24 protein-coding genes and 1 pseudogene are annotated in these 21,489 nt (G+C 69.7%); 9 read left to right on the top strand and 16 right to left on the bottom strand.

Annotated elements, in window-relative coordinates; translation table 11 throughout:
* Nucleotides 1-447 precede the first annotated feature (447 nt).
* From ACTXG6_RS17380 to ACTXG6_RS17360, 5 genes are all read right to left on the bottom strand, one after another.
* Nucleotides 448-2,094 carry a glycosyltransferase gene (locus ACTXG6_RS17380; RefSeq protein ID WP_445188849.1) on the bottom strand — a complete coding sequence of 549 codons (1,647 nt, stop codon included), beginning with the start codon at nt 2,092-2,094 and terminating at the stop codon, nt 448-450.
* Between the two features lie 2 nt (nt 2,095-2,096).
* Nucleotides 2,097-2,231, bottom strand: a complete 135-nt coding sequence (locus ACTXG6_RS17375; RefSeq protein ID WP_445188848.1) for a hypothetical protein — start codon at nt 2,229-2,231, stop codon at nt 2,097-2,099.
* Nucleotides 2,232-2,434: 203 nt separating this feature from the next.
* A complete protein-coding gene (locus tag ACTXG6_RS17370; protein WP_445188847.1) occupies nt 2,435-3,178 on the bottom strand; it encodes a M20/M25/M40 family metallo-hydrolase in 744 nt (247 codons plus the stop codon).
* Between the two features lie 196 nt (nt 3,179-3,374).
* Nucleotides 3,375-5,312 (bottom strand): linalool dehydratase/isomerase domain-containing protein, encoded by a 1,938-nt coding sequence (locus tag ACTXG6_RS17365; RefSeq protein ID WP_445188846.1) that lies wholly within the window; start codon nt 5,310-5,312, stop codon nt 3,375-3,377.
* An 8-nt stretch (nt 5,313-5,320) separates the two neighbouring features.
* Nucleotides 5,321-6,253 (bottom strand): hypothetical protein, encoded by a 933-nt coding sequence (locus ACTXG6_RS17360; RefSeq protein WP_445188845.1) that lies wholly within the window; start codon nt 6,251-6,253, stop codon nt 5,321-5,323.
* Between the two features lie 117 nt (nt 6,254-6,370).
* Here ACTXG6_RS17360 and ACTXG6_RS17355 point away from each other — a divergent pair, with 117 nt between their 5' ends.
* Complete coding sequence (locus tag ACTXG6_RS17355; RefSeq protein WP_445188844.1) at nt 6,371-6,955, top strand: TetR/AcrR family transcriptional regulator; 585 nt, start codon at nt 6,371-6,373, stop codon at nt 6,953-6,955.
* Between the two features lie 10 nt (nt 6,956-6,965).
* Here ACTXG6_RS17355 and ACTXG6_RS17350 read toward each other — a convergent pair whose 3' ends face one another.
* Entirely contained in the window at nt 6,966-7,178 is a 213-nt protein-coding gene (locus tag ACTXG6_RS17350; RefSeq protein ID WP_445188843.1) for a hypothetical protein, read from the bottom strand.
* A 303-nt stretch (nt 7,179-7,481) separates the two neighbouring features.
* Between ACTXG6_RS17350 and ACTXG6_RS17345 the strand changes: the two genes are divergently transcribed.
* The gene (locus tag ACTXG6_RS17345) at nt 7,482-7,886 is read left to right on the top strand and encodes a low affinity iron permease family protein (protein ID WP_445188842.1); all 405 of its coding nucleotides are present in this window, start codon (nt 7,482-7,484) and stop codon (nt 7,884-7,886) included.
* A 141-nt stretch (nt 7,887-8,027) separates the two neighbouring features.
* On the opposite strand, the gene ACTXG6_RS17340 is transcribed toward ACTXG6_RS17345, so the two are convergent.
* Nucleotides 8,028-8,204: a hypothetical protein gene (locus ACTXG6_RS17340; protein WP_445188841.1), complete on the bottom strand. Its 177-nt coding sequence runs from the start codon at nt 8,202-8,204 to the stop codon at nt 8,028-8,030.
* 59 nt (nt 8,205-8,263) lie between these two features.
* Here ACTXG6_RS17340 and ACTXG6_RS17335 point away from each other — a divergent pair, with 59 nt between their 5' ends.
* The 3 genes and pseudogenes from ACTXG6_RS17335 to ACTXG6_RS17325 all read left to right on the top strand — a co-directional run bounded on the left by ACTXG6_RS17335 (nt 8,264) and on the right by ACTXG6_RS17325 (nt 9,572).
* On the top strand, nt 8,264-8,596 hold the full coding sequence (locus ACTXG6_RS17335; RefSeq protein ID WP_445190033.1) for an FAD-dependent monooxygenase: 333 nt from the start codon (nt 8,264-8,266) through the stop codon (nt 8,594-8,596).
* Nucleotides 8,574-8,714 (top strand): annotated as a pseudogene (locus ACTXG6_RS17330) (FAD-dependent monooxygenase); the annotation flags it as partial. The gene ACTXG6_RS17335 and the pseudogene ACTXG6_RS17330, both read left to right, overlap by 23 nt.
* Nucleotides 8,715-8,894: 180 nt before the next feature.
* Nucleotides 8,895-9,572, top strand: coding sequence for a GNAT family N-acetyltransferase (locus ACTXG6_RS17325; RefSeq protein ID WP_445190032.1), 678 nt, complete (start codon nt 8,895-8,897; stop codon nt 9,570-9,572).
* A 33-nt stretch (nt 9,573-9,605) separates the two neighbouring features.
* Here the strand turns inward: ACTXG6_RS17325 and ACTXG6_RS17320 are convergent, their stop codons facing one another.
* From ACTXG6_RS17320 to ACTXG6_RS17310, 3 genes are all read right to left on the bottom strand, one after another.
* Nucleotides 9,606-10,802, bottom strand: coding sequence for a PP2C family protein-serine/threonine phosphatase (locus ACTXG6_RS17320; protein WP_445188840.1), 1,197 nt, complete (start codon nt 10,800-10,802; stop codon nt 9,606-9,608).
* A 50-nt stretch (nt 10,803-10,852) separates the two neighbouring features.
* Nucleotides 10,853-11,860 (bottom strand): hypothetical protein, encoded by a 1,008-nt coding sequence (locus tag ACTXG6_RS17315; protein WP_445188839.1) that lies wholly within the window; start codon nt 11,858-11,860, stop codon nt 10,853-10,855.
* A 152-nt stretch (nt 11,861-12,012) separates the two neighbouring features.
* On the bottom strand, nt 12,013-12,282 hold the full coding sequence (locus ACTXG6_RS17310) for a WhiB family transcriptional regulator (RefSeq protein WP_445190031.1): 270 nt from the start codon (nt 12,280-12,282) through the stop codon (nt 12,013-12,015).
* Nucleotides 12,283-12,942: 660 nt separating this feature from the next.
* Between ACTXG6_RS17310 and ACTXG6_RS17305 the strand changes: the two genes are divergently transcribed.
* Complete coding sequence (locus ACTXG6_RS17305) at nt 12,943-14,130, top strand: C45 family autoproteolytic acyltransferase/hydolase (RefSeq protein WP_445188838.1); 1,188 nt, start codon at nt 12,943-12,945, stop codon at nt 14,128-14,130.
* Here ACTXG6_RS17305 and ACTXG6_RS17300 read toward each other — a convergent pair.
* From ACTXG6_RS17300 to ACTXG6_RS17290, 3 genes are all read right to left on the bottom strand, one after another.
* Nucleotides 14,097-15,521: an MFS transporter gene (locus ACTXG6_RS17300; protein ID WP_445188837.1), complete on the bottom strand. Its 1,425-nt coding sequence runs from the start codon at nt 15,519-15,521 to the stop codon at nt 14,097-14,099. The two genes, ACTXG6_RS17305 and ACTXG6_RS17300, sit on opposite strands and share 34 nt — an antisense overlap.
* A 311-nt stretch (nt 15,522-15,832) precedes the next feature.
* A complete protein-coding gene (locus tag ACTXG6_RS17295) occupies nt 15,833-16,453 on the bottom strand; it encodes an MBL fold metallo-hydrolase (protein WP_445188836.1) in 621 nt (206 codons plus the stop codon).
* Nucleotides 16,454-16,519: 66 nt separating this feature from the next.
* Nucleotides 16,520-17,512, bottom strand: a complete 993-nt coding sequence (locus tag ACTXG6_RS17290) for an LLM class flavin-dependent oxidoreductase (protein ID WP_445190030.1) — start codon at nt 17,510-17,512, stop codon at nt 16,520-16,522.
* Nucleotides 17,513-17,575: 63 nt separating this feature from the next.
* Here ACTXG6_RS17290 and ACTXG6_RS17285 point away from each other — a divergent pair, with 63 nt between their 5' ends.
* From ACTXG6_RS17285 to ACTXG6_RS17275, 3 genes are all read left to right on the top strand, one after another.
* Complete coding sequence (locus ACTXG6_RS17285) at nt 17,576-18,595, top strand: GlxA family transcriptional regulator (RefSeq protein ID WP_445188835.1); 1,020 nt, start codon at nt 17,576-17,578, stop codon at nt 18,593-18,595.
* Nucleotides 18,596-18,669: 74 nt separating this feature from the next.
* Nucleotides 18,670-19,017: a hypothetical protein gene (locus tag ACTXG6_RS17280; protein ID WP_445188834.1), complete on the top strand. Its 348-nt coding sequence runs from the start codon at nt 18,670-18,672 to the stop codon at nt 19,015-19,017.
* A 51-nt stretch (nt 19,018-19,068) separates the two neighbouring features.
* The gene (locus tag ACTXG6_RS17275) at nt 19,069-19,299 is read left to right on the top strand and encodes a hypothetical protein (RefSeq protein ID WP_445188833.1); all 231 of its coding nucleotides are present in this window, start codon (nt 19,069-19,071) and stop codon (nt 19,297-19,299) included.
* A 47-nt stretch (nt 19,300-19,346) separates the two neighbouring features.
* Here ACTXG6_RS17275 and ACTXG6_RS17270 read toward each other — a convergent pair whose 3' ends face one another.
* From ACTXG6_RS17270 to ACTXG6_RS17260, 3 genes are all read right to left on the bottom strand, one after another.
* Nucleotides 19,347-19,808, bottom strand: coding sequence for a CBS domain-containing protein (locus ACTXG6_RS17270; RefSeq protein WP_445188832.1), 462 nt, complete (start codon nt 19,806-19,808; stop codon nt 19,347-19,349).
* A gap of 466 nt (nt 19,809-20,274) precedes the next feature.
* Nucleotides 20,275-20,400, bottom strand: coding sequence for a hypothetical protein (locus ACTXG6_RS17265; protein WP_445188831.1), 126 nt, complete (start codon nt 20,398-20,400; stop codon nt 20,275-20,277).
* Between the two features lie 22 nt (nt 20,401-20,422).
* Nucleotides 20,423-21,457, bottom strand: a complete 1,035-nt coding sequence (locus ACTXG6_RS17260) for an AraC family transcriptional regulator (protein ID WP_445188830.1) — start codon at nt 21,455-21,457, stop codon at nt 20,423-20,425.
* Nucleotides 21,458-21,489 lie beyond the last annotated feature (32 nt).

The raw sequence follows: 21,489 nt of genomic DNA, 5'->3' as shown, positions 1-21,489 counted from the left end.
CCGCCGCGGCCCGCTCCGCTTCGGCCGCGGCCTCCGCCGCCGCCGCCGCCTCGGCCGCCGCCGCGGCAGCCTCGGCCGCCGGGTCCGGCGGTGGCGCCGGTGGTGTCGCGGTGACCGGTTGTTGGGGTTGCGGCTGAGGCTCGGGCTGGGGTTGTGGCTCCGGCGAGGGTTGGGGTTGTGGATCGGTTCCCGAACCTGTGCCCGAGTCGGAACCCGATCCCGAACCGGACCCCGTGCCCGATCCGGACCCCGAGCCTGAACCGGTATCCGAACCTGAGCCGCCTGGTGGTGAGGGTGAGGGGTCCGCCCCCTGGGTCGGCGCCCTCGGCAGTTGGACCGCGACCGGTCGCGGTTGGGCCGCGACTGCCATCCCCGAGGGCGTGAGGACCACGAGCCCGATCGCCAGCGCAACGACCCTGACGAGCCGGTGGACCGATCGGCGGCGCCTCATGCCCGGATCTCCCGCCGGTGTGCCGCTCGTGGACGCGGTGCCGCTGCCGTTTCCCCCGCACTCGGCCCATCCGGTGGCGGTTCGGCTGGGTCCGGCCGAGGGGCTGGGTGTGGCCGCGGCGGCGGACCGGTGCGCTGCCGGGGAGCCACCGGCCGCAGCCCCGGTACGGACTCACCTGCACCGGACCGACCGACCTCGTGCTCTTCCGAAACCGGCGGCGGCATCGACCGGCCGTGACCACCCGTCGGGGGCCGAACAGCCTGCCCGGGTCGGGGCCGCACCGGCTCGGACAGCTCGTGGCGCGGTGGGCCCGGCGCGGGCGGCCGGGGCTGCGCGGCGGGCAGGGGCGGCCATGGAGTCCGGGAGGTGCGCTGCGCGGGCAGGCCGACCGGCACCATCTCTGACCCGGCGGACCGCGACCCGGCCGTCTGGCCCGCCAGTTCCTCCGCCGGTTCGGCGGGCGGCCCGGTCCGCACGACCGCGCCGTCCTGGACCGCCACGGCCCGGGTGAGCCAGCGCTGCTTGCGGATCGTGAACAGCGCCTGCAGCTTGATCAGTGCCATAAGCCACGACACCACCAGGTAGCCGGGCACGAGGAAGAACGACGACGGGCGCCGACACAGGTGCGGCAGCAACTTCGCCGACCGGCTGACCTGCCACCACAGCGCGAGCACGCCCGCGAAGACCCAATTGTGGACGATCAACGAGTAGATCATGAACGCTGGCCCGAACAGCAGCGTGAAGCCGCTGATCCCCTTGTCGACCATCGTGTATGCCAGGAACGGGTGGCGCCATACCCACGGCCGGGACAGCGCGCGCAGGTCCGAGCGCCAGGTGTTGCGCGCCCACCGCAACCGCTGCCGAAAGAAGATCTTCCACTTGCTGGGGAACGTCGACCAGACCTCGGCCGTGCGCTGCATGTAGGTCAGGTGGCCGCGCTCGAGGATCAACGTCGTCAGGCGCTTGTCGTCGCCGGACAGGCAGGGCACGCCCCAGAACGTCTCGTTCATGAACTCGTGCTCGATGTCCAGCAGCAGCGCGCGCCGGTAGATCGCCGTGCGCCCGGACAGGCACGACACGGCCCGACCGAGCAGGCTCTGGCTGGCGTTCTCGTCGAAGTACCGGTGGTCGAGGAACATGTCGGTGATCCGGGCCAGGAAGCCCTTCGACCCGTAGACGTTCTGCCGGGTGCCGACGCCACCGATCCGCGGGTCGGCGAACGGCTTGCACACCTCGGCCGCGACGTTCGGGGCCCAGACGGTGTCGGAGTCGACCAGGGCCACCAGTTCGGTGCGCGCGGCGGTCCACCCTCGACGGAGCGCGTCGCGCTTGCCGGGTACGTCGGTGACGAGCACCCGCACCGGGTAACGGCTGGCCACCTCGCGGCAGACGTCGTCGGACACGTCGATGACGAGGATGACCTCCTCGACCCCGTTGGCCAGCCAGGACTCGATGGCGGCGGTGAAGACCTCCGGGTCCTCCTGATAAACCGGGACGACGATCGTCATCGGGAGGTGGAAGGAACCGGTGATCGGCCGGTAGAGCGCGGCGGGGATGCGGCGGACCAGCCAGCATCCCCACCGGATCAGGCCGAGCAGACCCAGCGGGGTGCCCAGCACGTAGTAATAGACCGGCAGCGACATGCCTACGCCGACGCGCGGGCCAGCGGGACCCCCGGGGCGTCGACCTCAGCGTCGACCAGGGCTGTCAGCCGGTTGCCGGTCCCGACCACGGCGTGACCGGCGGTGAAGATCCGTGACGAATTCAGCGATGAGTGCACGTTCTACTCCTGGGGAGCTCGGGGAGCTGGGGAGCTGGGGAGCCCTTGCATCACTCTTCGGGGACGTCGGTCCACGCGTTACCGGGCGCCACGACCCCGATCCACCCGTCGTGGGGACCGTGATCAGCTCACCCGGCAAACCGGCAGGTCACAGCCCGATAACGGCAGGGGGCCGAACACTCGCCGTAATAATGTGATGTGGCTCACACTCTATTGCCGCGGGCGCCAGCGCGGTCGAGCTCGATCAGCGTCGCCGCGAGTACCTGGATCCCGGTGACGACGTGGCCCAGCTCGGACCACTCCTCGGGACAGTGGCTGCGACCCGCTCGCGACGGAATGAAGATCATTCCCATCGGGCAGAGCCGCGACAGGTGAACCGCATCGTGGGTCGCACCGCTGGGCAGCGGTGCCCAGTCGATGCCGAGCGAGTCCGCCGCGGCGGAGAGAACCCCCTGTATTGAGGCGTCGGCGAGTCGACACTCGTTGTCGCGCGACCACGTGACCTCGACATCGACGTCGAAGGTCGCCGCCTTCTCCCGGATCTCCTCGGTGAGCCGGCGCTGGGCGGTGGACAGCCATCCGGTATCGACGCTGCGCATCTCGGCGTGCATCCGCACCGTGCCCGGCACCACGTTCGGCGAGCCGGGCTCCGATACCAACCGCGACGTTGTGGCCACTCCGTGCACCGGTGCACCGCACCCGGTCCGGCGGACCGCCAGCACCGCCTCGGCCGCGGCGACCAACGCATCCCGCCGGTCGCCCATCGGCATCGTCCCGGCGTGGTCCGGTCGTCCGATGAATGTCGCCAGCAAACGCTCGATGCCCGCGATGGCAGTGACAACGCCAATCGGTACGTCGCGCTCCTCCAGTTGCGGGCCCTGCTCCACATGGAGCTCGACATAGCCCTGTGGCCGCCATCTCGCGGCGTGCTCGGCGGCGGTGAGCACGTCGGAGGGATCCAGGACAGATCCAGCAGGTCGCGCTCGACCCGTTCGGCGACCGGAGCGATAGCGTGCGCCCGCGACGACATCCCGCAACGACCTCTTTCTCGGTGCTGATTTCCCTGGGTCGATTTTCCTGTGTCGATTTCTTGTGCCGAGGAGCAGGTGGCCGCACCAGTGTCGCCCGCCCGGCGCCGCCGTGTCAGTGCACCCGGATCTCCAGTCGGCCGCCGAGGTCGACCTCCACCAGCGCATGCCCGTCCGCGTCGGCGGTGACGGTGTCGGCCAGGGCGCCGCTGGTGGTGTACGTGCGGTGCGGGGTCAGGCGGTCCAGCGCGAGCGCGGTGCGCACCGGTCCGCCGCCGGGCAGCAGGGTGAGGTCGAGGGCGCGGCCGTCAGTGACCGCGCGGGCGACGAGCACGTCCGGGTACGCGGCGCCGGCGAGGTGGGGTCCGGTGCGCCAGGCCTCCGGGGCGCCGTGGGTGAGCAGGTCGCGCATGCCGCTGGACCGGCCGAAGCGGCCGAGCACGCCGTAGAGGTTGGCCAGCCCCGAGGCCTCGGCGTACCGGTGCGCCCCGTCCGCCGAAGCGACCGGCTCGCGTTCGTCCAGGGTGGCCTGGGCGGCGGCCGCGTACTCCTCGTCGCCGATCTCCCGGGCCGCCATGGTGACCGCGACCAGGCCGAACGTGTCGCGCCCCAGCGTGTAGTCACCGGGGTCCAGCCGGTTGCTGCTCGAGAACGGCAGGGCCAGGCGAGCGCCGTCCAGGGTCAACTGGTTCTCCCGCAGCAGCCACCAGGTGCGCTGCGCGATCTCCGGCAGCCCGGCGTGCAGCCAGTACGCCGTGTTGAGCTGGATGGACGGGCTGGCCCAGAAGTTCCAGGACAGGCCGAGGTGGCCGGCGCGGATGCCGATGATCCGCCCGTCGGGCCGCAGGAACTCGGTCTCGTAGGCATCGCGCAGCCGGCCGATGATGTCCGGGACGTACCCGGTGCCGTGCAGCCGGTCGTGGCTGACCAGGGTGTTCAGCCCGTAGGTGTTGCAGATGCTGTAGACCCAGTTGGGCTCGCACGGGAACAGCGTGTAGTCCGAGCCGGCCATGTTGCGGTGGATCGACGCGGCGAGCGCGCCGAAGTCGTGGGCGTAGGCCTCGGTGTCCGACCAGCGGTAGGTGAGCCCACCGGTCCGGGAGAACCGGTCGTCGTTGAGCGTCTCGAACATGCCCACCATGAGGCCGTGGAAGCCGGTGAGCATGATGTTCTCCCGGTTGGCCACCGGGTCGCGGCGCGGCGACAGGTTGCCCCAGGCGTTCTCCCGCGCCCAGTAGCCCCACACCCGCCGCTGGAGCATCTTGGTGATGGCGTTGGCCTGGGCCTCGGCGAGGTACCCGGTGAACGCGGGGGTACGGGTGAACTGCGACATCGCCACGCCGTAGCTCAGGGCGTTGAGCTGGTAGCGCAGCGCGGCCTCGCGGTACTGGTCGAGGTGGGTGAAGCCGTCGAACTCCTCGAGCGGCTGCAGCGCCAGGTCGAGCGCGTACCGCAGCCGGGCCAGGTCCTCGGGGCTGCTCTCCGCCACGGGCAGGTCGGTGGCCAGCGCGGGCGGGCCGGTGACGGCGAACTGGACCCCTGCCAGCCGGGCGTTGAGAGCGCGGCCGGTGCGGACCTGGGCCGCGTGCCGTACCCGGTGCACCAGGTGGGCAGCTACGAGCAGCACCGGGGCCATTGCGGCGACGACCGCCACCCGCCACATCGGGACGGGCTGCGCACCGGCTGTGCACGCCGAGACGACGGCCGCCGCCAGCCACACCAGCGGCGGCAGCACCACCGGCGCGGCGAACCACCAGACCGCCAGTGACAGCACGAACACCACGGCGGCGGCCAGCGCCCACAGCGGGTGGCCGGTGGCGAGCAGCCCGCCGCCCGGCAGCACCACCCCGAGACCCAGCGCGACGAACGCCGGGCCGGCGCCCAGCAGCGCGGGCAGCAGCCCGAGCAGCCAGGCCGCCGCGTAGCCCAACAGCGCCCGGCGCATCCGACGCGCGGTCACCGGGGGGACGACGCCGCGGGGTTGGGGCAGCAACACGGTCGCATGGCGGACGGTGCGGCCCTGGTCGGGCTGGGGTGCGATCTCGGTGGTCATCTCGTTCCTCACGTGGCACGCCGGGGGCGCGGGGACAGGGGGCTGTGGGCGGGGCGGCGCAGCTCGGCACCGAGGGCCAGCAGGCAGCCGAGGACGACGGCCATCAGGCCGGGGCCGTGCAGCACAAGCTCGGCCGGACCGAACCCGTGCCCGGCCACGGTCGACATCCCGGCTGACATCCCGGGCAGGTCCACCGGCGACATCCCGGGCATCTCGGCCATGCCCGGGGCGGTCGGGTGCCCGGAGCAATGCAGGTCATCGGAGCACCGCCGCTGCACGGTGCCGAGGGCCAGCGGGCCGAGCAGGTGCATGTCGAGGACGCTTGCCACCGACCAGCCGACACCCGCGACGACCAGGCCGGAACCCCGCCGCCGCTCCCGCTCGGCCGGAGGGCCGACGGCAGGGCCGAGACGGCCGCCGGTCCGGTCGACCCAGCCGCTGGCCGGACCGGCAAGGCCGCCGCCGACCGGGTTGCCGCGTCCCCGGCTCCGTCGACTCGCCCACAGCACCGCCGCGACGGCAAGCACCGCGACCGTGACCACCAGCCGCTCCTGCCGCGACGCCGCCAGGTGCACGAGCCCGGTAGCGAGGCCAACCTCAGCCGTCGCGGCGTAGCCGGCGACCCCCAGCACGCCATCGACCAGCGGGGACCCGGGCCGGCCCCGAACCGAGGCCAGCCGGTTCGGGGCCGGGCGGCCGACACGCTCCCCCGGCGCGCTCCCCGACGGCCCGACTACGGCCACCGCGCCGTCGACAACCACAGCGCCGGCCCCGAAATCGGCCGAGGCGGCCCCAGCCACACTCGCGGGGACCGGACCGGGGGCCGGCCGACGGGCCGGCGGGGCGAAGCCGGCCCGGGCGGGGCGGCGTGCGGGGAACAGCCGGAACCAGGCGGCCCGCACCACCGCGATCACCAGCGCAACCGCCAGACAGCACGCCATGTCGACCCCTCTCGGCAAAGTTGACACACTCATGTATCAAGATTGCACGGTAGAAGTAGGTACATGACTGTGTCAAGATTGGGCACTGTGACGGGTGTCGTACGGCCTTACCGCGGCGTGAGCGCTGACGAGCGCCGGACCGAACGGCGGCAGCGCCTGGTCACCGCGTGCCTCGACCTGGTCGGCGAGGGCGGCGTGAGCACGGTGACCGCGCAGGCGGTCGCCGAGCGGGCCGGGCTGACCAGGCGCTACTTCTACGAGAGCTTCACCGACCGGGACGCCGTACTGGTCGAGGCGCTGGATGGAATGTTCAGCACCCTGGGCGGTGCCATCCGGACGGCGTTACGGACAGCGGGTGACGCACCACTGGACCGGGCCCGCGCGACGATCCAGCTGCTCATCGCCACCATGGACGACCCCCGCGTCGCCCGGCTCTACGTCGAGGCCCCCGGCCACCCCGCGCTCCAGGCCCGGCGCGAACAGGCCATCCACAGCTACACCCGGCTGCTCGCCGAGGAGGTCCTTGGGCTGGGCCGGGACGACCCGCGCACCGAGCTGGCCGCGTTGATCCTCGTCGCCGGCATCACCCACGCGGTGACCAGCTGGCTCGCCGGCCACATCGCGCTGGGCCGCGAGGAGCTGATCGAGGAGATCGTCCGACTCAGCGTCGCGGCCACCGCGACCCCAGGCCAGAGACCGTAAGTGGTGGAGCTCAGGCCCAGCGCTTCCGGAGCCACTCGAGCAGCACCGTTTCCCGACCCATGTGGGCCGAGGGGTCCATGGCCGAGCCGTCCACGTACTCCGCCGCCGCCTCGTCGACGTCCGCGAGGATCTTCAGATGCGCGTCGCCGGAGGTCACATTGCGGTTGGCGATGCGGAACATCTTGACCAGCCGCACGTACTCGTCATAATCCTGCCGGACCACTACGCCACCCCGAACCGGTTGCGCAGCGCCCGGCGGCGGCGCACGGTGCGTACGCGCTGCCCGATCTCGGTGTCTCCGGCGGACACACCGGCCGTAGATTTCGCCATCTCGACCCCAACCGTCGGCCCTCGACTGTTCGCATCAGTGCGGGGGTGTTCTGTGCGTGGAGCCTACGCGCCGGTGCGATGCGGGAACGTACCGCTCCGGCGACGGTGCACCACTCGCCCGATCCGCCCCGTGTGACGCTCCGGTGCGGCCGCGATCGCCGTGACCGGCCGGCGCCTCCCCGATACGCTGCCGAACATGCGTGAGGACAGCGACCGCCCCGCCGCGAAAGACCGCGGGACCGACGATCGGCGTTCGCCTTTCGAGCGCTTTGTCGAGGCCGCCTGCCTGTGGGTCAGCCGCCCGCCGTTCTTCTACGCCTGCCTGGCACTCGTTCTCCTCTGGCTGGTCAGCATGCCGCTGTGGGTCGATCTGAAGGCTTGGCAGGCGGTGATCCATACCGTGTCGAGTGTCATCACGCTCCTGCTGCTCGCGCTGCTGGAGAACGCCGCCCGCCGCGGCGAGGAAGCCTCGCAGGAGAAGCTCAACGTGATCGCCGAGGCGCTCGCCGCGCTGATGGACTCGCGCGCCGTCGACGACAGCGATCTCGAGACGGCCGTGACCAAGCTGCGCGACGCGGTCGGCCTCGAGGAACGCCACTGATCCGCACCCCAGCCAACGGTCGCACGCCCGTACCCCTGACGATGAACCTCGGTCAGCGGTGCGGCTGGACTTCCCTCCGATCCGGTGGCGAGCTAGCGTAGGGTTGACATGACAACCCACCGGGAACCGGCTCCGCCTAACTCAACGACCGACGTGGTGATCTGCGGTGCCGGCGCCGCGGGGTTGGCCCTTGCCGTCGATCACATCCAGCCGCGCAGTCAGGAGGTGTTCGAGGATCTGGGCGTCCTCGACCGACTCGCCGCCGCCGGCGGGCCCTACCCTCGGCTCCGACGGGTCCACCGCGAGGGCGGCGCCCACGACACACCGGTCGGGCAGTCCGAGCCCACACCTGGTGAGCCCAGCCCTACCAGGCCGGCCTGCTCGTTCCGCAGTTCCTGACGGAGGCCGTCCTGCGTGAACGCCTGGCCGAGCTCGGCCGGACCCCGCGCTACGGCCATGAACTGACCGGGTTCGACCAGGACGAGGGCGGTGTGACCGCGCGGCTGTCCGGCACCGATGGGACGAGCTACCGGACGAGATCGGGGTTTGTCCCCTGGCCGGGACCGACCTGTTCCAGATCCAGGCGCCGATTCCGCTGGACGGTGAGGTCGACCTCTCCGCTGTCGGGCTCACGGCACTGCTGGCCGCGCGGACCGGCCGCCGGGACATCGTGGTCCGATCGGTGTCGTGGGCCTCGGCCTACAGCATGAGCGCGCGCCTGGCCGATTCCTACCGGGTCGGGCGGGTCTTCTTGCCGGCGATGCCGCCCACGTTCATCCGCCGACCGGCGGCCAAGGACTCAACACCAGCGTCCAGGACGCCTACAACCTGGGATGGAAGCTGGCCGCGGTACTCACCGGAGCTCCCGAGCGCCTCCTGGATACCTACCCAGTGGCCTTGCGTACCGGCCCGGAAGTGGCACTTCAAGCTAGCCAATCGGTGCCCGAGGATCGACGGGTGCGGATGAACGAGCTAGGCCAGCCGGTTGGGCACCCGGTCCCGGGATGGATGCCGCGACCACCCGCCACCGCGGCGGTGCTCAAAGGAAGGTACTGCCGGGTGGAGCGGCTCGACCCACACCGGCACGCGGAGGAGCTGTTCACCGCCGATCAGCTCGATGCGCGGGGCGAGAGCTGGACCTACCTGCCGTATGGACCGTTCGACACGCTCGCTGACTACCGGCATTGGGTCGAGCAGGTGTGCGGCAGTGATGATCCGCTGTTCTACGCGGTCGTGGACAACACAGACACCGACCGGGCCGCGCCGGGCGGGGAACAGCGCTGCGTCGGCGTGCTGAGCCTTATGCGGATGCAGCCCGAGATCGGCGTGATCGAGATCGGTCACGTCCACTACTCGCCGCTGCTGCAGCGGCGCCGGGCCGCGACCGAGGCGCAGTACCTGCTGGCCAGCCACGCGTTCGAGGAGTTGGGCTACCGTCGGCTCGAGTGGAAGTGCGACGCCCTCAACGCCGCCTCGCGGTCCGCCGCGGCACGCCTTGGATTCAGCTACGAAGGTACGTTCCGCCAGGCGGCGGTTGTAAAGGGTCGCAACCGCGACACCGCCTGGTACTCGATCACCGACAGCGAGTGGCCGGGCCTTCGGGACCGATTCGCCAGCTGGCTGCACCCGGACAACTTCGATGCCCAGGGTCGTCAGCGGACCTCGTTGCGCGGGTCGGCTCCGTAAACGCACCCGTTCGCCTCGCGGCCGTGTCGACCGTCAATGCCAGTCGAGGCAGACCGCGGTGGCGTCGTCGGAGAGTTCACCGTTCCGGAATTCGAGCACAGCGGCGGTGAGCTGGCGGACGAACTCGGTGGGCGAATGGTGCGCCTGTGCGGTCAGCAGCTCCGCGACCCGGTCCACTCCGAATGCGGACCCGCCGGCGAAGTGCGCCTCGGTGATCCCATCGGTGGTGAGCAGGAGGCGGTCCCCGTGCCGCAGTGTGAATCGCTGCGTCCGGTACACGGTGTCGCTGTACAGCCCGAACGGCAGATCCGGGGCCAGCGGCACTGGGACGACCGCGCCGTCGCGCAGCAACAGTGGCCTCGGGTGACCGGCGTTGATGACCAGAGCCGACCCCTCGAACACGTCAATCTCGAGTAGCTGTCCCGTGACGAAGCTCGGGCCGGGAAACTGCTCACTGAGATGCTGGTTGGCCGCCGCTGCCTGCGCGAGGATTTCGCCACCTCCACGACGGGTGTTGCGCATTGCGGCGACCGCCAGACTGCCCAGCAACGCTGCGCGCAGGCCGTGGCCGACCGCATCGGTTATGGAGATCGTCAGTCGCGACGCGCTGACGGCGTAGTCGAAGGTGTCCCCACCGATCTCATAGGTGGGCTCCAACGCTCCGGCGATCGAGAACACGGGCAGCTCGTAGGCCAGCACCGGCAGCAGCTCCCACTGGATTTCCGCTGCCAGCCCGAGATCTTTCCGCCGGCGAAGGGCCTCGAAGCGGTCGGTGTAGCGGCGGGCGCCGGCGAGTACGTGCGCCAACACCGTCGCGACGCCGACCAGGACGTCCGCGACGCTGTCCTCGGTCTGCGTCGGAAGTCCCACCACAAGCACGCCGAGGCATTCCGTGCGGATCGTCACCGGCACACACAACATCAGGTCATGCCCGGCTCCCGCGCCGTCGGGCTCTCGAACGACCCGCTGTTCGCGGTAGGAGGCTCCGGCGGCGCCGTCCCGCACGGCGTAGCGCCTACCGGAGGGAGCCCCGGCCCCTCGACCGGGAACCGGTTCCAGCACGGTCTGGCTGTAGTCGGCCAGTAGCAAGGTGCTCCACCGCGCACCCAGCCAACGCCTCAGCCACTCCTCACACACGTCGACGAGGTCGTAGGGCGCCGCGGTGTCGAGCTCCCGAATCAGTTCGCCCAACACTTCCCTGTCGGGCAGCACATTTCGGGTGGCTCCCACGGTCGGTCTCCTCCGCGCTCCGTGCCGTCAGACGGCGGCGGTGGTACTTCCTAGGCGATAGAGCGCATGTTCGAACGGTGTGACGAGGTGTCGGACTCCTCGGCCGCGGTGAGCACGACACGCAACACAACGCCGGCCTGCAGCTTCACCAGCCGTGAAGTCAACGTCACCAGGTACCGGTAGCCGGCCCGGGGGTCGATCACGGTTCGCACCGACAGGTCCGTCGCCGCACGGATCACGTTGCGCGCCAGATCGACCGGTTCCGGCCGGTGCAGCACAGCGGGTCCCGCCGAACCTGGCGGGCCCTGCACTCCTGGTAACCCGGTCGGCCCGGGCCTCCCCGCCGGGCCCTGCGCGCCCTGCTCGCCCTGCGGACCGGGGATGCCCTGGACACCGTCCTCGCCGGGCTTGCCCTGCTGCCCCTGCACACCCTTCTCGCCCTGCTCACCGGTCTCGCCGATGACACCACGCTGACCCTTTCCGCCGGCCAGACCCCGCGGACCCGGTTCGCCCATCAGGCCCTGCTCGCCACGCTCGCCACGTTCACCCGGTGTGCCGCGCTCGCCCGGTAGACCGACCTGCCCCTGCATCCCCTGTTCGCCCCGCGACCCGGGAGGACCCTGATCGCCGCGCTCACCGGCCAGACCGACAGGGCCGACAGGGCCCTTGTCACCCTCGTCCCCCGGTCGACCGGTCGACCCCACCACACCCTTGGGACCGACCTCACCGGTCGGCCCGCCCGGGCCCTTCTCACCACGCTCGCCGGCAGGTCCGACGGCCCCCCTGGGGCCCTTGTCGCCCTTGTCCCCCTGCTCACCGGGCGCGCCGGCCGGGCCCTTCACGCCCTTCTCGCCGCGTTCACCGGCTTCCCCCGCCATGCCCTTCGGGCCCTTGTCGCCCTTCTCCCCGCGCTCACCGATTGCGCCGACCGGGCCTTTCACACCCACGGCGCCGGCCGGGCCCGTTACTTCCGTATCACCACGCTCGCCGACGCTGCCGACGACTCCCGGGGGGCCGGTGGTGTCGATTTTGCGGACTGTGTCCTTGGACTGGGCCATCTGTACCATTACCTCTCATCGGTTCGGGTGCGGGTGAAAAAATGTCTGCCCCGCGCGCCCCGTCTCCGGATTCCACGCGCCGCCCGCTCGTTGGTACGAACGGAGTGGGCTCTGTATTGCGTTCGACCCATGGGCCCCTTTGGTCCCGGCGCCTAGATCGAGCCGGAACGCCCTATCCCCGCGATCACTCGACGAGAATGCAGTCTGCGGCGTTCGGAAGGTGTGTGGCCGCCCCACACGCCTTCCGATTGTCCGGTGCGCAGCGCCCAGACCAGACAATCGGCGGCCACCGAGCAACGGCCGCACACCGCCTTCGCGGCGGCAATCTGCCTCCGCGCGAGTCTGCCGTCGCCGATCGGGAAGAACAGCTCCGGGTCGGCATTGCGACACGCGGCAGACTGGCGGAAGTCGCCGCGTTTCACCTGGTCACCCGGCCGCCCCGGACAGTGCGGCGATGCGGCCACGGTTGGCGCGCGGGAGTCCAGCGCCACCGAGGCCGAGATCGCGCGGACCGCGAGCAATAATGTTGTACCCAGACATGAAAGAGCTCCCTGGTCGTGATAGCCGTCGCGGTCGAGGATTGTCGTGGTCATCAATGGCTGTAAAACTCGGTCGTGGCAAATGCCCGGTAGAGCATCATGGTCAGCTGGCACATGGCCCCGGGCGCGGCGGGTGTCTTCACCGCGATCGTGTGACGCGGATCGGAATAAGCCTCATCTCCCGGCTGTGCCGTGAGAACGACACAGCCTGGGTCCGGGGCAAATTGCCGATCTGATGCGTTCGGACTGCAACCGTAGGAGCGGCGTTTACAGTGCGCAAGACGTCCAACGGCTGCATCCCGAGCATCACCCGACCGGCCCAGCGCGGTACCCACGTTCCGGACGAGCAAACGCGGTACCTGGTTATGTCGGAAATTGATGTTCACCCGTTGCACTGGCCAACTCGATCACCGTGCGAGCGTTTTTCGTCACCCCGGTTTCAGGTGTGGATCCCGCCCCGCCGGGAACCCATGGATCCAGGCCTCGGACCGGGGCGCGAGTGTCCGGAGCAGGCCCCATGCCGGGGGCGGGTGGAGAGCATTCATGACGACTGACGGATCGAACCGGCCCGCGTTACGCCGCGAGGACGTGCCGGGATTGCCCCAGCAGACGGATTGGCGCGGCTGGATGCGGTGGGCGGCCAGCCAGAACTGGGCCGACCCGGACAACTGGCGCCAGTTCGTCGGCACCTGGGACACGATGCCCCGGCCCGAGTTGCCTCTCGGTGGAGTCGAGGTGACGTGGCGATCCCTTACGGAGGTCGATCCAGGTCCTGCCTTCGCCACGCACTGGGCACGGTTGGGTCCGGCGTTGGAGCGGTGGTGGTCCTCCGACGGGCGCATCGCCGACCGCGACAGCGCGGCCGCGGCGCGGACGCAGCTCAGGCGGCACATGCCCGAGCTGGAGCCGGCCTGGGCCGCGCTGGTCGAGTTGGCCGGTGGGTCACCGTCGGCCGCGACGATCTTGACGCTGTGGAACCCGCCGCCGTTTCTGACCGGTTGCTCGCAGGCGGTGGTCACGACCGGTGGGCCGGCACTTGTCCGCAACTACGACTGGGACTTCCGGTTGTTCGACGCAACCGTTGCCAACACCGGGTATCTCGGGCGCCGCGTCGTGGGTACGGAGGACTGCGGTTGGGGGCTGCTCGACGGCGTCAACGATGCCGGACTGGCCGTGTCCCTGACCTTCGGGGGCCGCCCCCAGGTCGGTGAGGGGTTCGGCATCCCCTTGGTGCTGCGGTACCTGTTGCAGACCTGCGACAGGGTCGAAGATGCCGTCGCGGTTTTGCTACGGATTCCGGTCCACATGTCCTACAACGTCACCGTGACAGACGAGACCGGCCGCGTCGCCACCGTCCACGTGGGCCCCGACCGGCCGGCATGGACCACCGACGCCAGGGCGGTGACCAACCACCAGCAGGTGGTGGAGTGGCGCCCCTACTGCGACGCCATCCGCAGCGAGGAACGGCTGGCCCTTCTCCACGAGTTCCTCGCTACCGGGGCGGACGTCGACGCCGTCACCGCGGCACTGCTCCGGGAACCGCTGTACGCGACCGATTTCCACCGTGGCTTCGGGACGCTCTACACGGCGGTCGCCCGACCCGGGGAGCGCAGCATGACCTACCACTGGCCCGGGCGCGAGCCATGGACTCATGCGCTGGACCGACCACACACCGACGAGGCAGTCGTCAGCTTGGGTCAGCCTGGCAGCCGCACCCCGGGCAGGGCTTGAGGGTCCTTCCGGACCTCGGCGGGATTGGTCTCCCGCAGCGCCCACGCGCAGCCGAACGTGATCAGGCCCATCAATGCGATGAAGACCGACACCAACGTGGTCGAGCCGGTCCGGGCGATGAGCGCGGTCATGATGAGCGGGGTCGCGCCGCTGATCGTGATCGCCGCCAACTGATAGGCCAGGGAGGCGCCGGAGAAGCGGACGCGAGGCTCGAACAGCTCGCCCAGGTAGGCCGCCAGTGGGCCGTACGTCATCGACTGGAACACCCCACCCACGGCCACAGCCACAAAGAAGAGCAGCAGGCTCGCCGTGTTCACCAGCCAGAAGTAGGGGAAGGCCCACACGATGAGCGCCACGGCTCCGATGAGAATCATCGGGCGGCGCCCTATCCGGTCGGACATTGCGCCCGCCCACAGGATGAATCCCGTGCTGATCAGCGAGCTGAGCAATGAGACCGCGAGCAGCTCGCTTCGGTTCATACCCAGCTCCGCAGTGGCGTAGCTGAGAACACCCGCGATACTGATGTAGAACACGCAGTTCGTAGCGGCGAGCAACCCGCAACCCAGCAGAATGGTGAGCCACTGGTGGCGGATTGCCTCGGTCAGCGGCGCCTGGAGTACCTTCGGCTGCCCATTCCCGGCCGCCTCTCGTTGCAACTGACGGAATTCAGGCGTGTCCTCGACCCTGGTCTGTATGTAGAGCACCACCGGGAACAACAGGGCGCTGCAGAAGAACGGAATCCGCCATCCCCAGCTCAGGAACGCCGAGTTCGACATCACGGCGGTGGCCATCAGGAACGCCACATTGCCGAGGATCACCCCGAGTGGGACACCCATCTGACCGAATGTTCCAGCAAAGCCGCGGCGTTTGGGGCTCGAGGATTCGGTCAGGAGCAGCGCGATACCACCCCATTGGCCACCGCAGGCTATGCCTTGCGCAAAACGCAGCACGACGAGCAGGATCGGCGCGACCGCCCCGATCGTCGCGGTACCGGGCAGACATCCGATGAGGAAGGTCGCCAGCCCCATCGCGGACACGCAGGCCACTACCACCGGCTTGCGCCCGTGCCGGTCGCCGAAGTGTCCGGCGATGACACCGCCGAGCGGGCGCGCCACGAACCCGGCCCAGAACGTGCTGAAGGACAGCAGCGTGCCCATCAGCGCTGTCGTGTTCGGGAAGAACACGTGCGGGAACACCAGGGCCGCGGCCGTACCGTAGAGAAAGAAGTCGTACCACTCGATCGAGCTGCCGATCAGGCCCGCGGCCAGCAGCTTGCGATGCGTGCTCTTCGCATGGAGGTCGACCTGAGCGGTCCCGGCTGAGTTCCCGCTGGGCCCCACTGCCGATGAGACCATCAGTACGCTCCCCTGCGTTCGGTGGCCTGGCTCCACTTCGCAACTTGAACTCATCTGCAAGTCAGCGAAGGATTGCCTCAGTCTGCGTGATCGTCAGTCCGGCGTCAATCGCCGCGAACGGCGGGCGAGCTCGGGCAGCGCAGCAGGATGCCGTTGGCCCAGATCCGGGTCACTGTGTGGACGAGCTGGTCGAAGTCGGCGGAATTGCGCACGCTCCGACCTACCGCGAAAAGACAAATTCAGCTCGATATTGGCGACCTGTTCGAGTAGTGCCATCAGTTTCGTGCGCCCGGCGGCAATCAACCGGACAGCGGAGTGGCGAGCCGGGGCGACAGGTCACCGTGGATCTATCCGATGGACGTCGCGGGCAGCTTCGGCACGCATCGGCGCAATGGTGTGTACTGCGAGCACCATGGCCAATGATCCATGTTGTTCGCGCCACATTCTTCGCAACGATTGTTCCGCATTGTGCAACTCCAAGCGGGGTTTGCGGACCGCCGGGGTGTAGCCGACTCGCACACCGCGTACCCGATGCGCGACAGATAAACCGGCTTCTCAGGGGAGTTCCGCCGCTTGGCGGGCCTGCCGGGACGTGGGATACCGCCAGTCGGCGGGATCGCCGCCGGCATGCGAGCCCATCTCTCAGTCCTCCAGGGGCCCGAACTCGCGTGGGGTCTGGAGTCCCCGTCCCCCACAACCCTGACCTGCTCCTTGACCACCGCTGCCTGCGCGTCGTCGGGCGCTACCCCGGTGGCGGCCGCCTCGGGGCTGGTGAACCAGAACGCCAACTCCTGCTCGGTCAGCACGTTCACCGCGTTCGGGAAGACCGCCGAGCCGTCCGCGTCGGCCGCCCAGCCGACGTGGTCGGGGTGCAGGTGCGAGAACAGCACGGTGTCGATGTCGGTGGGTGCCACGCCGAGCGCCGCGAGGTTGTCGAGGAGGTCACCGCCGATCGAGTCGCCCTCCATCTGGAGGCATCGGGTTCTCCTCGTCGGTGAACGTCCGACAGAGATTGTGGATCACGCACGGCGGAATCAGGCCGTGGATTTCGGCGGCGCGGCCACCGGCCTGTTCCGGGTCGGCAGTTCAGACCCCGCCGCGACGGTGGCGAGCGCGCGCAGGAGGACGTCCATCTCGCCCTGGGGATCCGGGCCGGGAATGTGGGTGGCGAACACCTCGTCCACGGTGGCCCGGCGGGCCAGCTCCTCGGTGATCGACTCCTCCGAGCCGGAGATCACCAGTGCATCGAGCAGATCGTCGGTCACGCTGCCGTCGCCGCCCTGTGGCAGTCCCGCCGCGGCGAACATGCTCGCGTACACCGGCGAGTTCACGAACGGGACCAGGTGTGGGCGCGCCCACTCCCGAGCCGCCGCGGGGTCCTCGGTCACCGCGACGGCCACCTGCTGCACGATGGGCGGGATGTCCCGGCCAGCCGATGCGGCGCCGAGGGCCAGCGCCGGCCGGGCGACCTCGTCGAGGTAGGCGGGCGGGCAGTGCCAGGACATCGCCGCGTCCGCCACCGCCCCAGCGGCTTCGAATGCCTTGGGTCCCAGAGCGGCCATGACGACCGGGGTCGCCGGCGCGGAGGGGAGGTCGGCGTCGACGGTGTAGAACCGGCCCTCGTGGCGCACCACGCCCTCGCGTAGCCCGGCGCGCAGAATGCTGACGTACTCGCGCACGCGCGCCAACGGCTGCGACACCGGCGCACCGAGCGCGGCCGCCGTCACCACCAGATTGCCGGTCCCCACCCCCAGCCGTAGCCGCCCCGGCGCGAGCGCCTCGAGGGTCGCGGCCTGGCTGAGCAGAGCGACCGGGTGACGCGTGAACGCCGGCACGATCGCGGTGCCGACGACGATCCGCTCAGTTCGGGCCAGTGCCGCGGCGAACAAGGTGGGCGTGTCGTAGCTGGTCACCGGCATCGCCGCCCAGATGGCCGGCACTCCGGCGCGCTCGGCCCGCTCAATCAAGGCCACGGTGTCTGACACATCGGACACGAAGAAACCCAAACCGATCTGCATGATCTCCATGGTCAACACTCGAACCCACTTCTCGACAGTGGCCGGAAAGCCATCTTGTGAAAGGATCGGGCCATGACACGCAGCCCGGCCAGTCCCCCGCACCGCGTCGTCACCATCGCGCTGGACGGCGTGATCCCGTTCGAGTTCTCGATCCCCGCCCGGCTGTTCGGAGCGGCACGAGACCAGGCCGGGCGGCCGCTCTACGAGGTGGTCACCGCCTCGGCGCACGCGGCGGCTGTGCGGACCACCGCCGACTTCCTGATCAACCCGGCCGCCGACCTCAGTGCGGTTCGATCCGCCGACACGGTCGTCGTACCGGCAGTGGAACTGGACGACCTGGACCCGCTCCAGGTCGAATCCGTGACCGAGGCGCTGCGACACACACGGCGCGGCACCAGGATCATGTCCATCTGCACCGGCGCCCACCTGCTGGCATTGGCCGGGTTGCTCGACGATCGACCGGCAACGACCCACTGGAACCACGCGGCCGACTTCTCCCGCGAGTTCCCCGCCGTTCGGCTCGACCAGAACGTGCTCTTCGTCGACGACGGCGACGTGCTGACCTCGGCCGGCGCGGCCGCCGGGATCGACCTGTGCTTGCACCTCATCCGGCGTGACCTCGGCAGCAGCGTCGCCAACACCGTCGCCCGCGCCTGCGTCGTCGCGCCCTGGCGGGAGGGCGGTCAGGCTCAGTTCATCGAGGCGCCGGTGCCCGATGACGGGGACGCGTCGACCGCACCGACCCGGACCTGGGCGATGGAACGGATCGACACCGGTCTCACGCTGGCGAGTATGGCCAGACACGCCTCGATGAGCATCCGGACGTTCACCCGCCGATTTCGCGACGAGACCGGCACCAGCCCGAACCAGTGGCTGACCCGTCAGCGGGTCGACTACGCGCGGCGCCTCCTGGAATCAACCGACCTGCCGGTCGACCAGATAGCCCACGTCGCCGGCCTCGGTACCGCGGCGTCATTGCGCGGCCACCTACGGACGTCGATCGGTGTCTCACCCAGCACCTATCGCCGCACCTTCCAGGTGCGGACGAGTCGGCCGCCTCGAGATGACCATGGACTCCTGGTTGACCAGTGAGCTACCGGAGAGGACTATCTCTCCACGCCCCGGACCCCGGCCCGTGTCACTGACATGCCCAAGGGGTGAGGACAGTGCAGCGAAGCACCGCGGTCGCGCTGCGTGGCGTTCTGGTCACGATCACCGGCTCGACGGACACAGCATCGCTGGCCTCGCTACGCGAGCAGATCGACATTGCGTCCCGCGGCCGCGAGTTCCTGGCGGTGGACGTTTCGGCGGCTACTCCTGGCAAACCTGAGCTGTTCGAAGTACTGGCCGACGCGATGACACGGTTACCCGCGCGGCTGCTCGTCATCGGCCTGCGCGAGGAGGTACTCGCCTGCCTCGACGAGGCGACATTGTGGGCGGTGTTCGCCCTCTACCGGGCAGGACTCGAGCGGTCGTCACCGAGCCGCCTCAGCGGTGCTCTGGTCCCCGGATGAGCCGGGCTCGGCCAGCGGCGGACCGCACTAATAACTGAGCGGGTGAGCAGTATGGCGACGCAGTACCCCTACGAGCGAGCGCCGGCGCTCGATATTGGCGACCGGGTCGTCGCCGCCGAGCACCTCGGCGGGTTCCTGCGACCGCAGGTCCGAAGCGGCACTCGTGGAGTGATCACAGCACGCACTCCTGACGGACAGTTCCTGGTCGCGTTCGTCAACGGACGGTCCCACAGCGTCACGGCGGCACAGCTCCTGCTGCTGGACCTCTACGGCCCGCGATAGCAAGCGGCGTCCGAACGCGCGGCTCGAGAGAGGTACGGTGCCGGCCGTCAGGCCATCGCCAGACCCTGGTACTCGGCGTGAACGACCGCCGAGGAGTCGGACGGTGCCGGTACGGACCGCGGGTCGGAATGACCTGAACCGACGATCCGCAGGACCTCCCGCATGCTGATGATGCCCACGAGGCGACAGTTGTCGACGACAGGTACCACGCTGGTCCCCGCGACGAGCATCAACGATACGAGCTCAGCCAGGTCGTAGCCCGGCGGAGCGATCAGTGGAGTCCTCGACATCACTTCACCGACCGTCGTCGGGATCCGTTCCCGGCCCGCCCTTGCGCGTTGCCTGGTGACGCAAAGTTGATCACGCGCGAGGTCGGCTTCCGTGGTGATGCCCACGACGGCACCGTCGTCGTCGAGTACCGGTAGCGCGCTGAGACCGCTCCGGGCCAACATCGCCGCCGCCTCGAGGATCGAGGTATCGGCTTTGATCGTGGTCACCGGTGACGTCATCACCTCAGATGCGGTCAGGGCACAGCGGGACCGGGGATTCACAGCGACGCGCGCCAGGCCGAGCTGGTCCTCTTGATACTGGCGGGGGCAAGGCATCCGCTGATCTGGTGTGGGGCTCATGGAGCTCCTTCCCGACGTCGGCCGGCCTGTAGCGTGTGCAGCCGGCAGCTCATTCCAGTCCTGTGAATACGGCTGTCGGGACCCGCGGGACGACAACGCAGTCGTGGTCCGCCGGAGTCCGGGCGGCCGAGGGGCTGGCCCAACGACACGTCGGAGGATCGAGAACCGATCTCCGCTGATCTGCCTGTACGAGACGGTAGACGATCCGTGATCATTGACGGCTAAGACCCGATGAATGTCGTGTAAACCGGCGACCCGGTCCGCCCTGAGCTCCCGGCGCCGCACGGTCACTCAGCCCTGCCGTGGGCCTGTCTCGCCGGGGCACTCGCGGCTCCGTCAACCGGGGTCAACCGGGCAACAGTGAGCGGGCGCCCCGAGCCTCGCTGGCTCGGCGGTAGATTTTCGCGGCTTCCTCGAGCGCGGCGACCGCCACGGTGCCCAGGACCGTGCTGCGCCGTGGCAGCAGGCTCACGACCAGGTTCACCGTTCCCGGGTCATCCGTGGTGCGGATCAACCGCAACAGCATTGCCACCAGCGGTTCCGGGCGGGTGGACTGCCGAGCCACCACCAGCCCCGCCCTCGCTGGTCCCGCCGCCGGGTGCCGTCGACGCGGCGGACAATCGCCGGTTCGTCGTCTGACGCCGGAACTGCGCCGGTGTGGTGGCCGTGGCGAGGCGGAACGCGCGGCCAAAGGCTGACTCAGACCGGTAGCCGACCCTGGCGGCGACCACACTGACCGGGTGGTCGGTGCTGGCGAGGAGCTCGGCGGCGGTCATCATCCTGATCTTGGTGAGGAAGTCGCCCGCGCTCATCCCGGCGTTGAGGTTGAAGTGTCGGATGAACGTGGCCCGCGACATCGTGGCGAGCTCGGCGAACTCGGCGATCGTCCAACTATTACCGGGGTCATGCAGTACGGCGTCGGTCACGACCCGAATTCGCTCGTCGGCCAACCCGGTCCACAACGCCCGATCAGCGAGCCGCTGCTCGGGAGTGGCGCGCAGCACCATCGCCAGCAGAACGTTGCACAACGATGAGAGGATCGCGGCCGTTCCCGGCCTCTCCTCATTCGCCTCGCGGCGCATCAGCGCGCTCAGCATCCGGGCCGGCTCGTTGGCCTCACCACCGAGCGCGACATGAACGACGTCGGGCAGGCTGGCGAACAGAATGTCTCCGGCGCCCAGGCTGAACGTGTAGTGCCCGCAGAACAGGTCGATCACACTCCCGCTGCCCGCGGTTCGGGCAGTCGTGAATGCCGTTCCCTGCTCTTCGCGGACCACCCGCCGCCGACCGGTACCGCCTCGGATGACGTGCGCCTGGCCTCGCGGGAGCAGGACCATGTCCCCGGCCGCAAGCTCGACCGAGCGGTCGGCGAGCTCCAGCGTGCAAGTTCCCTCGAGGAGCAGGTGAAACGGCACCTCGGTCGATACCCGGGTCGCGTGGTCGAGGACCCCTCGGCCGGCGAGCAGACAGCGCTTGTCCACGCTGCCCTCGAGACGGGCCAGCCGGATCAGATGACTGACGGCATCCATGAGACTCTCGCGATAGAAAATGAGACTGATTA

The organism is Pseudonocardia sp. Cha107L01 (assembly GCF_052566575.1).
Note: the sequence above shows the minus strand (reverse complement) of the source record. Positions and strands in the feature narration are given on the sequence as shown.